Genomic DNA, 14,735 nt, shown 5'->3' with positions numbered 1-14,735 from the left:
GGCTCCCTAGGCTGGCAGCATGAAGCTCAAACAGTTTTTCCGTCCGTTAGATGCCTCGTTCTCGACCTCAATCGCAGCGCGTACGTTGCTGCGTTCTTTTTTCGTGGCGTTGTTGCTTTCATTGTTCGGCGGGCTCTATGTCTATGTGAATTCCAGCTTTGACCGTGAGATATCCACGCGTCGCGGCTATATGAGCGGCGCCATTCTCGAAGCCCAGCGCTTTTTTACCGGCCATGAAATTCTCCTCAAGAACCTGAGCCTGTCGGCGGTGCGCAACAAAAAAACCGTCACCCTTGACGTGCAAGAAGACAGCGACGAGTTCCTGCTGGTGCTTGGGCAGGGCGCCCATTCGTGGAGCCTGTGGCAAACCTCCCGCGAGCTGGATTACCTGCGCAGCCAAAAAATAAACCTGCTATACGTCAAGGCAGGTAGCGCCTTGCAGGCGGAGCGCCTGACACAGGCGGCACTCAACCCCGTGGCCGTGAATCAGGATGTATTGCGTCAGCTCAAAGCGCTTGAGCACTCGCAGGCGCCGGTCACCGGTGAACATTGGTTTAACGCCACACCGAATCTGGTAATGACAGAAAACGCGGCGCTGTACCTGTTTACCTTGCTCGACAAGCGTGACCCGGCGTCAGGCTGGCTCGGACTGGAGATCGAAGGCGCGGATATTTCCGCCGCCATGAACCGCAAACACGCGGGTGACTTTGTGGTGCTCAATGCCCAGGGTGAAGAAATCTTCGCCAGTGCCTTGAACCCCGGTCTGCGGCAGGCGCTGCAACGGTTTCCCGGTGATCGGCATTTTGGATTTACCGGTGACGGACTGTTGCCCGATTACCTGATCATGCGCAACCAGTTGGGGTATGCCGACCTGCACGTGGTGTATTCGATGGAGTTCAGCCACTTACTGAGAGCCATGCGCGAGTCGTTGTTGATCGCACTGCTGCTGGGGTTTGGGAGTGCGCTCGTGATGGGTTTGCTGGTGCGGCGCATTGAGCGGCAGTTAATCACCCCGGCGATATACCGCAAACAGGCCCTGATCGAAAGCGAGGCGTTCAGCCGCGCGGTAATTCAGACCGCCCCCGTCGCGTTGTGTGTGCTGCGTCGCGCCAATGGTGCCGTGGTGCTGGAAAACACCCTCGCCCAGCAATGGCTGGGGCGCGGCCGTGAGCGCGATGAGTTGTGCCATGAATGGATCGATCACGCGTACAACAACAACGACGGCATTCACCGCATCGACGAATTTTCGGTAGCGGGGAGGCATCTGCACATCAGTTTTATCGCCACCCGCTACAAGTGCGAAGACGTGTTGCTGTGCGCATTCAGTGATATCAGTGCGCACAAGGAAGTCGAACTGGCGCTGGAGCAGGCCAAGCGGGAGGCTGACAAGGCCAATGAAGCCAAAACCCTGTTCCTCGCCACCATGAGCCATGAAATCCGCACACCTTTATATGGCGCGCTGGGCACCCTGGAATTGTTGGGTCGCACCCAGCTCAACCCGCGGCAACAGGAATACCTGCACGCCATTCAGAATTCGTCGTCGACCTTGTTGCAGCTGATTTGCGACGTGCTCGACGTGTCGAAAATCGAGGCCGGGCAATTGGCGCTGGAAGTCAATGAATTCGCACCGCTGGACCTGATTCAAGAGGTGGTCAACGGCTATTCGGCCGCCGCGCAAAGCAAGGGGTTACAGCTGTACGCACACATCGACCCGCACTTGCCCGATCAATTGATCGGGGATAGCCCGCGTATCCGGCAGATCCTCAACAACCTGTTGAGCAACGCGGTCAAATTCACCGAAAGCGGGCAGATCGTGGTGCGGGTCAACGTGCAAAGCCGGATCGACGAGCGCGTCACCGTGTCGTGGCAAGTGACGGACACCGGGCAGGGGATCGCGCAGCAAGACCAACCGTTCCTGTTCGACCCGTTTTACCAGACCGGCCACCGCGCCAACGTGATTACCGGCACCGGGCTGGGCCTGTCGATCTGTCAGCGCCTGATGTGCTTGATGAACGGCAGCATGCGAGTGGTCAGTGAGCCGGGGCTCGGCAGCAGCTTTACCTTGACCCTGCCCCTTGAGCAGAGCAAAGCGACGCCCGTGAACGCGCAGGTCGAGTTGTTGCCAGAAACGGTGTTTGTAGTGTCGTCGATGCAGGAGATGGCCGAGAACATCTGTGGCTGGTTGTGCCGCTGGGGTGCGAGGGCGCAAGTGTTGCGTCCGGGCATGGACATCAGTGACAGCAGCGCCGTGCTGGTTGAACTGTACCCCGGCGAATACGAGCAGCACATGGCGCCGGGTTGGCCGGGGCCGGTGATTGTGGCCTGTGGCAATGTCTGCTGTGCCCCGCCCGAGCAAGAAACGCCGCAATGGCACGTCAACTTGAGCTACTTGCAAGACCTGCGACGCGCGGTCAGTCAAGCCCAGGGGTTGAGCCCCTACGCGCGACCTGTCGGGCCGGGCACGCGTGTCTACAAACCGTTGGGCCTGCATGTCCTGGTGGTTGAAGACAACGCCATCAGCCAGTTGATTCTCAAGGATCAGCTCGAAGAGTTGGGCTGCACGGTGGATCTGGCCTCGGACGGGCTGGAGGCGCTGGCGCTGTGGCAACAGTCGACCTTTGACCGGGTGCTGACCGACGTCAACATGCCCCGCATGAACGGTTACGAATTGGCCACGCAATTGCGCCAACGCGATAGTTGCGTGCCGATCATCGGCGCTACCGCCAACGCCCAGTACGAAGAGCGCGAGCGCTGTCTGGCAGTAGGCATGAATGAATGCTTGGTCAAACCCTTCGGCCTCAGTGCCCTATTTACCTGCCTTGAGCAAACCGGGAGAACGTCTCATGCCGTATAGCGTACTGATTGTGGAGGACCATCCCTTCCAGCATGAATACTTGCTCAACCTGTTCCGCGACCTGGGCAATATTCGTGTCGAAGCAGCCCGTGACGGCAATGAAGCGTTTGAGTGGCTGCAAAAACAGCCGTTTGACCTGGTGCTCACCGACTTGCTGATGCCGGGTATGGACGGCGTGCAATTGATTCAGCGGCTGGCGTCTTTGCCACACAAACCTGCCCTCGCGATCATGAGCGCGGCCTCGCGGCGGATGATTGTCAGCGCCAGTCTGGTGGCGCAGAGCATGGGGCTGAGCGTGGTGGGGCAGTTGTCCAAGCCGGTCGTGCCGCTGGCGGTGCGCACGTTGATGACCACGCTGGATAAATTGATCACCACCGAACAACCCGTCGCTCGCGTGCCGCTGGCGCTGGCGCGGGAAACCCTGCGTGACGCCATGAGCAGCGGGGCGTTACAGGCCTGGTTCCAACCGAAAAAATCCCTGCACGACGGCCATATCGTGGCCGCCGAGGCGCTGGCGCGCTGGGTCCATCCTGAACTGGGGTTGCTGATGCCGGCTGATTTCCTGCCCTCGCTGGTGAGCCTGGGCCTGGAAAAAGAGCTGTTGTTGCTGTTCATCAAGCAAACGATTGCTGCCCAGACGAGCTGGGCCAGTCAGGGCTACGACATTCCGGTGTCGATCAACTTACCCACCCATTTACTCGACGACGATGACCTGGCTGATGCGCTTTACGACTACGTGCGTGCGGAAGGCGGGATCCCGGCAAAACTCGCTTTTGAGTTGATGGAGTGCTCGACCACCCAGGACATCAGCAAGTATTACGCCGGCGCCTGCCGGTTGCGCATGAAGGGGTTCGGGCTGGCGCAGGACGACTTTGGCCAGGGTTTCAGCTCGTACTTCAATCTGGTGTCCACGCCGTTCACCGAGTTGAAAATCGATCGTGCGCTGGTGCACGGGTGTGTGGAAAACGAGAACCTTGCGTCGGCGCTGGCCAGTATCGTTGGGCTGGGGCGGCAATTGGGGCTCGAAGTGGTGGCCGAAGGGGTTGAGAGTCAGGAGGAACTGGCCTTGTTACGCAAGCTCAACTGTGACCGGGTGCAGGGTTTTCTCATCTCGCGTGCCGTATCATCAGGCCACTTCGGCCACCTGCTGCACGAAGACGCACCGCCGCGACTGCACTGACATCACCCACGGCATCCCGTTGTTTTGAAAGGTGAAGACCGCACGCATTGGCCGGCTTGCGCTCGACTAAGCTTCGAGCCAGGGCCCTTCAGGCCATCACGTAAATTACAGGACGTACCATGACCACCGACGGCACCTCACTGGGCAAACTCGCATTGAGCTCCATGCGCTTGAACCGTGGCGTCCTGATTTTGGTCGGGGTGGCGGTCGTGCTGGTCGGCACCTGTGCGTGGGCGTTGCAGCGTTTGCTGGAAGTGGAAGTGGACAAGGTTGATTACCATTTTTCACGGCTGGTAGAGAGTCTGAATGAAAACCAACTTTTTTTAAGCAACGTCAACAGTGCGGTTAATGACGCACAAGATGTACTGGCCAAGAACATCACCCCGCTGCAAAGCACGTTGGTGTTTCATGGCGCAGGGGTGAATATTTACGAAGGCAAAGAGTATTCGTTTTCGACGCCATTCAACTTGGTACAGAGCGACGCGAGCGAGACGGTCAGCCAAACGGCCTGTTCACTGGGCATGCACCTGGCCAACTTCTATAGCGAGTTTTGGTCGGGCTCGGTGGTCCCGTCACCGCAATTGTTTCTGTTGCCGTCCGGTCATCAATTTACCCTTGCCGTGCCCGCCATCGGTGCCCGTCGCGGGCATGCGGCGATCCTGAGCCTTGCGTCTTATCTGGAAACCAGCAAAGGATTGTTGCAACTGTTCAAGGCGCGCAAATCATCGCTGCAAGAAGGGCAGGTGTATTGGGCCAATACGGGCAATGTCAGTGCAGGCAACGCCAAGGTATTCGGGTTTATAAAAATCCATTTGCCGAGCCAGTTACTGCGGCTTGACGGTGATGATCGCGAGGTGCTGCTGGTCGCGTTAATCAATGTGCGGCGCCTGTCTGAAACCCCCTCCAGTGTGGACACACCGGCGTTTGACGAATTGACTCTGGTTGCACCGTCGGGCGCGGTGTTGCTGGGGCATCTTGATGAAAACAACACGCGGCCCGACGGCATGCGCTTCACCTCCAGCGGGCTGGAAATGAAAGTCGCCAGCGCCGGCGTTGGCGACGAGCGTTGGACGGCGGTGTACCGGATCAGCTACGACAGCTTTTTTCACTACGCAAAATGGCAGTTGTTGAGTATTTTCGGCGTTGCCTTGCTCTGCGTTTACGTGGGCTGGCTGGTAAACCGCTGGTATCGGTTGCGCGTGGTGCGCCCGGCCGAGCAGGCGCATCGGCAGGTGATTGAAAGCGAAATATTCAGCCGCGCAGTGATCGACACCGCGCCCACCGGTTTGTGCGTGGTGCGTCAGTCCGATAACCGGATGTTGCTGGCCAACAAAAGGGCGCAGGTGTGGCTGGGCAACTCTCAGTACATCTCACGCTTGATCCGCGAGCAGCAAGCCGACATGGGGGAAGCGTGCGTTGAGGTGGGCGGGCGCTATTTGCACGTCAGCTTTGGCAGCACGCGCTACCAGGGGCAGGACGTGATTGTGTGCGCCTTCAGCGATGTGACCGGGCACAAGGACGACGCCGCCGCGTTGACCCGCGCCAGGCAGCAGGCCGAAGAGGCCAGCCAGGCCAAGACTACCTTTCTGGCCACCATGAGCCATGAGATCCGTACGCCACTGTATGGCGTGCTGGGCACCCTTGAATTGCTGGAACTGACGCCGCTGGACAGGCGCCAGCAGGTGTACCTGAACACCATCTCGCGCTCGTCCTCGACCTTGTTGCAGTTGATCAGCGACATTCTGGATGTGTCGAAGATTGAGGCCGGACAAATGGCGCTGGAGCCGGGACGGTTCTGCCCGCTCGACATGGTCGAGGACGTGGTGGATGCCTACGCGGCAGCGGCTGAAGGCAAGGGACTGCAAATCTATGCCTGCATTGACCCCGAGGTACCCGATCAGTTGGATGGCGACCAGTCGCGCATCCGCCAGATCCTGAATAACTTGCTCAACAATGCGATCAAGTTCACGGACTATGGCCGCGTGGTGCTGCGTCTCAAAGTGGTGCAGCGCGACACGCATCACGTGACGTTGCAATGGCAAGTCACCGACACCGGCGTGGGGATTTCCGAAGCCCAGCAGCAGCGCTTGTTCGAACCGTTTTATCAAGTGTTCAACGGCCACTCGTCGGGCGGTACTGGGCTTGGGCTGTCGATCTGCATGCGCCTGTCCGAGTTGATGGGTGGGCAACTGCGCGTGGTCAGTGAGCCAGGCCTGGGCAGCAGTTTCAGTTTGCTGCTGAGCCTACCGATTCTGGAGGGGACGTTACCGGCCGTCAGTGACTTGCAGTTGCGCCCGTCGCCGGTTTACGTGCGCGCTCCGGTCACCGAGTTGGCTGAAAGCACCTGCGGCTGGTTGAACCGATGGGGCGCACAGGCACTGGTGGCGTCTGCTGGGACGATCAACCCGTCGCCGGGCGCGGTACTAGTGGATTTGCTGCCGGGCCGTCATGCGTCGCTGGAATGGAACGGCCCTCGGGTGATTGGCGTACCGGGTGCCGGGCAACCCGAGCACACGCCCCAAGGGTGGCAGGTGGGTGTGCACATGATTCGCGGGCTGGCGCGGGCGGTGATGCTGGCCCAGCTCGGGCGGGTCGCTGCCGATACCGGCCGGGTGCCTTTAAGCCGCGAGAAGCTGGCGCTGCGCGTGCTGGTGGCCGAAGACAACCCGATCAACCAGACCATCCTTAAAGAACAGCTCGAAGAGCTGGGCTGTCGCGTGGTGCTGGCCTCCCACGGGCAGGAAGCACTCAGCCTGTGGTCTCCGGACGCCTTCGACGTGGTGCTGACCGACGTCAACATGCCGATCATGAACGGTTACGAACTGGCCGGTGCCATTCGCCAGCAGGATTCCCACATCCCCATCATCGGGGTCACCGCCAACGCCATGCGCGAGGAGGGCGAGCGGTGTATCGCCGTCGGCATGAACGCGCGCATGGTCAAACCCATGACCTTGCAAACGTTATGGAGCGAGTTGACCCGCGCCTGCGACATCGGCACGGGAGACGCGTTGCCTGAGGCCGGAACCGTTGCAATGGATCACGATCACGCGGCAGTCGAGGCTCCGATTGTAGTCAGTGCTCGGATGCGCGACTTGTTTATCAATACCATGAGCGCGGATATCAATACCGCGCAGCAAGCGTTAACGCTGCGCGACAGTGACGCACTCAAAGCCCGGCTGCATTGCATCCGGGGCGCACTGGCAGTGGTTCAGGCCCATGCGCTGGCCGAAGGTTGCGGCGAACTTGAACGCCGCCTCGAAGGTCATGTACTGGATGAGTCCTTGCACAATCAGATCGAGGTGTTGTTGGCGCGTATAAAGCGCGCCGTCGCCGCTGTCTGATATTTTCGTTTTTCCACGCCACCGATTGAGCCGTTCACCGTGTGATCGCTCTTTTGACAGGATGTACCTGTGCCAAAAATAAAAGTCGTATTAGCAGATGACCATCCGATTGTGCTGATGGGCGTAAGCGAGCTGATCGAGCGCGACGAGCGTTATCAGATCGTGGGCCAGGCTCAGACCTCCACAGAGCTTATCGAGCAGTTGCACCGCTTGCAGCCCGACATTGTGGTCACGGACTACAGCATGCCGGGGGATGAAACATACGGTGACGGGGTCAAGCTCATCGAATACCTGATCCGGCACTTTCCCGAGGTAAAGATTCTGGTACTGACCATGCTCACCAACAACCTGATCCTGTCGCGACTTTATGACCTGGGAGTGGGCGGGATTATTTTGAAAAACGGCGACTTGAACGAGATCCCGCTGGCGCTGGGTGCGTTGGCCAAAGGCGATAAATGGCACAGCAAAGCCGGTCAGGGTGCGGCCAGCGTCGTCGAGCGCTCAGATGCGGTGCAGGCGAGGATTGCCAGTCTGTCGGTCAAGGAGTTTGAGGTGCTGCGCCGGTTTGCCTCGGGCATGAGTGTGCGCGATATCGCTCACTCGCTTAACCGAAGCGTGAAGACCGTGAGTTCGCAGAAGGTCTCAGCCATGCGCAAGCTGGATGTGGAAAACGACCACGCCTTGTTGACCTTCTGCATCAGTATGAGTCTGATTTGAGCCGGGGCGGCTTCAGGGTTGGAGCAGCGGGGCGGTGCGTGTGTGGAAGTGGCCGCCGTCATCGACCCAGGTAAAACTGATGTTCAGCCCTTGAGGGTTAATCTGGCTGCCCGGGGCCAGGCGGTAGCGCTTTTCGCCAAAGGGCGGCGCCATCATGTCGAGGGTTTGCGGCACCGCCATTTCTTTGTCCTTGTCGACTAGCCGCAATGACGCCATCGACGCGTGGTACGGGGTCGGGTTGCGCAGCACCAGCACCCAGTGTTCGCCCTGTTGCTCAAGGGCGAAGGTCAGCCTGCCGGGCATTTCGTCCGCGGTGGAGGGCAAGTTTTTCGGGCGATAAAAAATCTTCATCTGGGTGTTCATGGCCAGCGCTACGGCGGCTTCCGGGGTGGGCGTGGCGCTGGATTTCGGGGCGATTTCATAGAGGTTGAGCCAAAACACGGACTCACGGTCCTTGGGCAGCGCATCGCCGTTATAAAGAATGCGCAACCCCTGGACCGCGCCCGGCTGCATGCGAAAAACCGAGGGCAAAGCAATCATCGGTGACGTGCTTTTCTCGGGGGCTTGCTGGTCTTCGCCGTCATTGACCCAGGTTTGCACCACCACCGGGTAGGGGTTGATGTTGGCCAGCATCAGTGAACGTTCGGTTTGCCCTTGTTCGTAAATCACCCGCGTGCGAGACGCCATGACGCCCGCCTGCGCCGGGAGAATGAACACAAACAGCAGGCCGATCAGCATCAGGCACGTGAGGATGAAGGGGATTTTTTTAGTCATGATTACTGCACCTTAACGAGAACATAGGCGGTGGCATTCACCTTGCCCGGTGTGGCTTTGCGGCCCGGCAGGGTTTTGAGTACCGCGGTCAACGTCTGTGTGTATGTGGTGTAACCCGAGGCCGCGCTGCCGTTGGCGCTGGCTCCGTCCTTGACCGGGTACCAGCCGCTGGCATTACCGCCCCCGGCGATCCCGGTGCCCAGAAAATTCATCGGTTTGCCGTCTTTGTTCAGGGCAATGCCCACCCCGGTGGCGATGGAGTGATCGGTGCCGTAGCCGTTGGAGACCAGATGCGTGACCCCTTGTGTCCCTGTCAGCAACCCCAGCTCCACGGCCTTGGCATACGCGGCTGAAGAGACTTGCACGCCCAGCGCAGTCTGATTGGTGTTGACCCCCGACACCGCCTGATCGCTGCATTCAATTTCGATGCTGAAATCGCTTTCGCGGGTCATATTGTTGTTCAGCTCCTGTGCTGTGACTGGAGGGAAAACAACCAGTGGCGTGACATTGCGCGCGACGCAGGTGGCGGTGTAGCTGATGGAGGCCGCACTGCGCATGCCAAAGGCGATGCCGTTGTAATGGCCCCAGAAGTAATAATTGGTATTGGAGTCGGTGCCTACGGTGTCGGATTTGTAGCCTGGCCCCTGAAATTGGACATAGCCATTGGGCTGGGTGCAAGTGTAGCTATAGTTGCCGCTGCCACTGGCTGCCGCTTGGCCGCCGCAAAAGTTACTGCCGCTGCCGGATCTTGGCGGCAGGCTGGAGACGCGGGCCAGATCCGCTTGCACCATGCTCAGGTGCTTGGGTTTGATCTGCAGCTTGTTGCCGACCACGTCGTATTGGGTGATTTTGCTTTGCTGCCAGTAGCGGGTGAACACCTTGCCGGAATTGAGGTGCGTCAGTTTGAGCCCAACATAGGGGAAGTAAGTGGCGTAGTAGCCGGGCAATCCGTCGTTGGTCGAAGTGCCGGCACCGTTGCCAATTTCCCAGTAGCCACCAACTCGGTCGTCGCCGTTGGTGGCAAAGAGTTCATACAGCTCGTCTTTGTCCGCCAGGTCGCATTCCCACAGCACCGTTTCGCTGTTGAGGCCCGTGGCGGCGGCGCTGTCGACAATCGTCGTGCCCAGCGGCGTCCCCACCGGTTGCAGGTAGGTGCTGGTGAGATTGATTCGGCCAAAGTTGATTTGCGCTGAATTAGAGTCCAGTACGGTGATGCCGCTGTAGACCCGTCGGCAGGTGGCCTCAGCAGTGGGAAGTAAGACGAGTGTCAGCGCCAGCAGCAGTAACTGATTCAATCGTGGGCGTAGAGTGAACATAGAAAGCCTCGATTTTCGGGGTGAATTAAAGCGATGAATCCACTGGGCGGCAGTCGCTGGTCACACGCAGCAATGGCTGGTCCAGATCGCGCCCGGAGATGTCGTAGTGCAGGACGCATTGCTCTTCAGGGCGATCGCCCCAGCGCAAGGTCAGTGCGCCTGCTGGCTTCTCGCTGCGCAAGTAGGCTTGGCTACCTTGACCCACCATGCCAATCACGCTGCCGGTTTCATCGAGTACATCCGCGCCCATCGGTACGGCCTGGTTGTCGGGCAGCAGGGCCTTGACCAGCAGGGCGTTGCCACTGCGAGTCTTGAACGTGATCTTGACCGCGGCACCGGCATATGGCGCCACACGACGCTGGCCATCGTCGAGTTCGGTTTTCTGGTTCATGCCTTCCGGGGTGATGGCCACGGTGTTGTAGCGGTAGGGCGTGAGCGCTGGCACCAGCGCATAACCCGCGTCATCAATGGTCGTGCCTTGGCTGTTCATGACTTTTGCACCGCTGGCGCCTTTGGCTTCTACCAACGCAAAGGTATCCCCCAGATAAGGGCCGAAGGTCACACCTCCGCTGTGGAGTGCCACTGCACCGCGGGCGCTGCCGGACGCTTGCCAGTAATCTTCCCCTTTGGACGCGCTGAGGGCGAGGCTGGTCTTGGGCAAGCGTTTTTGCAGGTTGCCGCTCCAGGTGTTCTGTTTCTGTTCGGCGTCGTGGGACACATCCACGCCGTAGCTCAGGGTCTGTTCAGTCCCGGCGGTGCCGGACATCGAGGTCTGGTACACGTTGCCGTAGGTTGAGCTGTGGCTGACAGAGTTGCTCAATGTCGGTGTGTTACTTTTCGACGGGCTGCCCAGCGGGAACGAGACCGAGAGCAATGTGACCGTTTCAGTCGTGCCGGGGGAGGCCGGGTTCCAGCTCCCGCCGTTGACGTTATTGCCCGCGTTGTGGCCGTCATAGCCGCCGAAACGGGTGTTCTCGACGCTGCCGGTGGATTGGCGCGAGACCGACAGGTTAAAGCTCACCGAATTTTGCAGGGTGTTGGCATAACCCAATTGCAGTTGCGTGTCGCGCTCGCGGCCGTTGCGGTAGTCCTGAGTCGAGCCCGACACATAAATCGAGCCGTACGATTCCAGGCTTTGGTTCACGGACACTTCGAAGCGCGAGCGTTGCAGGTAGCTGGCCGAGTCCCACACCTCACCTTTGTGCAGGGATTCGCGCACACCGAGCACATCACCAAGGTCGCGATAACCGGCGGTTGAGTAGCGGTAACCGGCAATCGACAGCGTGGTGTTGGTCGGTGCGAAGGTGCGGCTGTATGACAGGCGCGCCATCCAGCCATCGACCAGCCCTTCTTGCGGCATGTCGGCGCGCGAGTAGGTGGCATCAAGGCCGAACGCCCCCAGCCAGTTGGCATAGACGCCACCGAACACCAGTGCCTGATAGCCGTCCGCGACCCGCAAACCGGTGTTGGCAGTGAGGGTGTTGGTCAGGCCGCGCTGATAGGTGAATTCGCTGAACAGGTCGTTGTCGCCCACGTCGCTGGTCTTGCCCACGGCCGCGCTGTAACGCGAGGTGCCCGGACGCAGCGATTCCGGCACTGCCGAGAACGGTACGCTGAAGCGGCTGATGCTGCCGTCCGCTTCCTGCACCGTGACCTCAAGGTCGCCGTTGTAGTTGGTGGCGTACAGGTCGCTGATTTCAAACGGCCCCGGTGCGACGGTGGCTTCGTAAATGTCATTGCCATTCTGGCGGACAGTGACCTTGGCGTTGGTCTTGGCAATGCCGCGCACAGTCGGCGCATAGCCGCGCACCGATTCGGGCAGCATGCGTTCGTCGGAGGTGATTTGTACCCCGCGAAAACCCAGTCCGGAGAAAAAACGACCTGAGGTGTAGCCTTCGCCCGCCGTCAGTTCGCTGCGCAGGCTTGGCAGAGCACGTTGCACATACGTGCGGGTGGCGTTCCAGTCGCTGCCGTTTTTCGAGTCATAGCGCAGGGACGCTTGCTGACGCAGGCGCCACATGCCCAGGTTCAGGCCACTGTTGAATGCCACATAGCTGGAGTCGGAGTCTTGAGCATGACTGCCGCTGCGGCTGACGTGGTACTGGTTGGCGCTGTAGTTGATGAACCCGATGGTGTCGCCCGCGTCTAGGTTCTGCGGCGACACATAGCCACGCGGCACCCGCAGCATCAGGCTTTGCGGCATGCTGATATCGAGGCGCAATTGAGCGAAATCGAAATGGCTGCTGGCGCCTTTGACCGTGTCGCTGAGCAACTGACAATCGCTGCCGGGTGTTTCGGTGATTGCCGTGGCCAGCACGCCTGCGCCTTCCAGCAGCGCCCTTGGCAGACAAGGTTGCACATCGCCCTGCGCCACCGCGACAAACTGCACGGGCACGCGCTCGACAAAACGGTCATTGAGGTACAGGTCGACCGTGTAGTTGCCCGGATCAATGGCGTTGATTTTATTGAAGCGCGACAGGGAGCCGCCGCCAAACATCATGTTGTCGTCGAACTGGTAGTCGTCGGTACTCGCTGTCTCGGTTTGTGCCTGTGCCGTGCCCGCCGTCAATACACCACACAGGATCGACGGCACCAGCAACATGGCCCACAACCAGCGGCTATGCGGGGCGCGTGTGCGGATCCGGCAGGGGATGTATTGAGCCGTGGACATGTGTATTTCTCGAGGTTACTGAACAGGCTGGTCGGTGGTGACGTCTGCGCCGTAATCGTTCACCAGCGTCAAGCGCAATTGATTCCCGGCGCTGGCCCCTTTGACTGGCCATTGCACCTTGGAGAAGGGCGGGATCATCACGGCCTTGGCCACGTTGACCGGCTTGGCGCCCACCAGCAGGTTGGCTTCGCGGATAACCGCGTGATAACCGCTGTTGTTTTCAGCGCTCAGGCGCTGGTTTGAGCCGTTGCCTTGCAAGGTGAAGGTCATCGACTTGCCGATGTCTTCGGGGGTACCGCGAATATTTTGCGGGCGATAAAAAATCTTCATCCGGCTGCTCACGGTGAGCATCAGCTTGTTGGCTTCCATGTCGTGAGCCTTGAGCGCGGGCATTTGCATGAAGTTGATGTAGAACACCGACTCACGGTCTTGCGGCAGGTCCTTGCCGGTGTACACCAGACGCACGATTTGCCCGGCCTTGGGGTTCATCCGGAAAATCTGTGGGCTGGCGATAAAAGGGGCGTCGGCGGTTTGTGGTGTCGACGTCGGGTCGCCTTTATCCACCCAGATCTGCACCAGATTGGGGTACGCGTCATGGCTGGTGAGTTGCAGGGCTTTTTCGCGAATGTCGGCCGGGTAGATAACCCGCGTTCCGTTCATGACCACACTGGCCATCGCGCTCTGGGCAAGCGTTACGCCTATCAGCAAACCGACGGACAGGGCTAAGCGTTTCAGGCAGGTCATGGCCAACTCCTTCCGAAAGGCTGGGACAATAGAAAAGGACAATCGGGGGGCGGACCCGCCGCCTCGCAAAGCGCGAAGACGACAGGTCCGGGGTTACGCTTACAGGTAGTCGAGGGCGTATTGAGCCGACGCCGAAACGGTACCGGCCGTGGCGGCGCCCGTGCTGATGTAACGTGCAGCGAAGTCGTGGCTGGTGGCGGTTTCGTCTTTTTTCAGTACCAGACCTTCAACAGACGTCATGCCGCTCAGGGTGATAGGCGTGCCACCGGTGGCATCCAGCAATTGGATGGCAACGTTTTGTGCTGTCCCGGTATTGCCCAGGTTGCCGCCTGCGTTGACGTTGGCACCCAGGAACGTGGTGCGAATGTTCAGGTCGCCCGTGGTGGGGGCGGTGCAACCTGTCACTGCGATGGTGAAAGGCGTTTCCCCGGCGAACTTGCCTGCGGTATCCAGATCACTGGACGCCACGGTTGGCAACAACACGATCGGGCTGCCGGAGTTGCCGTTGACCGACACCTGGCACGTCTGGTCAGAGACCTGGCCTTTGAACGTGATGGTGTTTTGGCTGGCGGCGAAAGAGATCGCCGGGAAGGCCGTCATCGCGATGAGCAGAGCAGTACGCTTCATAGTAATAATCCTGATAACTGGAGATGAGGCTCGAGCCCAACCCATTCTTCGTGGAGTCGGTCAGGAGCAGATTCAGCCAGTGCAGGTTATCGGGGGCAGGGCGGGGCTTTAATCAGACGATTCTTAAAAGGCCGGTGAGGGCGATTCAGGCGAGGTAGATTTTCGACAGGCAAAAAAAATGGCTCACCGTGAGGCAAGCCATGATTCGGTACGGGGACACGGTCTTTTTGAGCAGGGTTTGGACGCGACCTTACCCCCGGGATCGAAGGCCAACGGATCGCCCAAACCGTCGAGTAACGCTCATTCAGTTATGTGCGACGCCTTCGCGTTCATAACGGCGTGGAGAGCGAAAACGGAATTCGCAGCTCTCCGACAGGCTCAGTGTCCCGGCCACACATTTCGTCATGCACGCATTGCTGCACCAGCACACAAGGAAATGCCGGCACGGTCTGCAGCAAATCACGCAGGTGGGTCATCGAACGCAGGTGCATCGGCTTGGCCGCCTCGTCAA

Annotated in this window: 10 protein-coding genes; 4 read left to right on the top strand and 6 right to left on the bottom strand. The window is 59.6% G+C overall.

The genetic code is table 11. The annotated features are described in order from the left end of the window. The first annotated feature begins 19 nt into the window (after positions 1–19). The 4 genes from HBN68_RS21530 (at position 20) to HBN68_RS21515 (ending at position 8,092) form a co-directional block, all read left to right on the top strand. Positions 20–2,854, top strand: coding sequence for an ATP-binding protein (locus tag HBN68_RS21530; RefSeq protein WP_169966091.1), 2,835 nt, complete (start codon positions 20–22; stop codon positions 2,852–2,854). Next, positions 2,844–4,034 carry an EAL domain-containing protein gene (locus HBN68_RS21525; protein ID WP_169966093.1) on the top strand — a complete coding sequence of 397 codons (1,191 nt, stop codon included), beginning with the start codon at positions 2,844–2,846 and terminating at the stop codon, positions 4,032–4,034. Before HBN68_RS21530 ends, HBN68_RS21525 begins: the two co-directional genes overlap by 11 nt. A 119-nt stretch (positions 4,035–4,153) precedes the next feature. After that, positions 4,154–7,375, top strand: a complete 3,222-nt coding sequence (locus HBN68_RS21520; protein WP_169966095.1) for a hybrid sensor histidine kinase/response regulator — start codon at positions 4,154–4,156, stop codon at positions 7,373–7,375. 69 nt (positions 7,376–7,444) lie between these two features. After that, positions 7,445–8,092, top strand: a complete 648-nt coding sequence (locus HBN68_RS21515; protein ID WP_169966097.1) for a response regulator — start codon at positions 7,445–7,447, stop codon at positions 8,090–8,092. A 12-nt stretch (positions 8,093–8,104) separates the two neighbouring features. On the opposite strand, the gene HBN68_RS21510 is transcribed toward HBN68_RS21515, so the two are convergent. The 6 genes from HBN68_RS21510 to HBN68_RS21485 form a co-directional block, all read right to left on the bottom strand. Next, positions 8,105–8,866 carry a molecular chaperone gene (locus HBN68_RS21510; protein WP_169966099.1) on the bottom strand — a complete coding sequence of 254 codons (762 nt, stop codon included), beginning with the start codon at positions 8,864–8,866 and terminating at the stop codon, positions 8,105–8,107. A gap of 2 nt (positions 8,867–8,868) precedes the next feature. Next, complete coding sequence (locus HBN68_RS21505) at positions 8,869–10,182, bottom strand: fimbrial protein (RefSeq protein WP_169966101.1); 1,314 nt, start codon at positions 10,180–10,182, stop codon at positions 8,869–8,871. Between the two features lie 25 nt (positions 10,183–10,207). After that, on the bottom strand, positions 10,208–12,853 hold the full coding sequence (locus tag HBN68_RS21500; RefSeq protein ID WP_169966103.1) for a fimbria/pilus outer membrane usher protein: 2,646 nt from the start codon (positions 12,851–12,853) through the stop codon (positions 10,208–10,210). A gap of 15 nt (positions 12,854–12,868) precedes the next feature. Then, on the bottom strand, positions 12,869–13,597 hold the full coding sequence (locus HBN68_RS21495) for a molecular chaperone (protein ID WP_169966105.1): 729 nt from the start codon (positions 13,595–13,597) through the stop codon (positions 12,869–12,871). A 99-nt stretch (positions 13,598–13,696) separates the two neighbouring features. Continuing rightward, positions 13,697–14,224 (bottom strand): fimbrial protein, encoded by a 528-nt coding sequence (locus tag HBN68_RS21490; protein ID WP_169966107.1) that lies wholly within the window; start codon positions 14,222–14,224, stop codon positions 13,697–13,699. A 329-nt stretch (positions 14,225–14,553) separates the two neighbouring features. Further along, the coding region (locus HBN68_RS21485; protein ID WP_222931634.1) for a DUF6482 family protein at positions 14,554–14,735 on the bottom strand (182 nt) is incomplete at its 5' end.

The sequence above is a fragment of the Pseudomonas sp. WS 5078 genome, assembly GCF_012985745.1.
GTDB lineage: Bacteria > Pseudomonadota > Gammaproteobacteria > Pseudomonadales > Pseudomonadaceae > Aquipseudomonas > Aquipseudomonas lundensis_A.
Note: the sequence above shows the minus strand (reverse complement) of the source record. Positions and strands in the feature narration are given on the sequence as shown.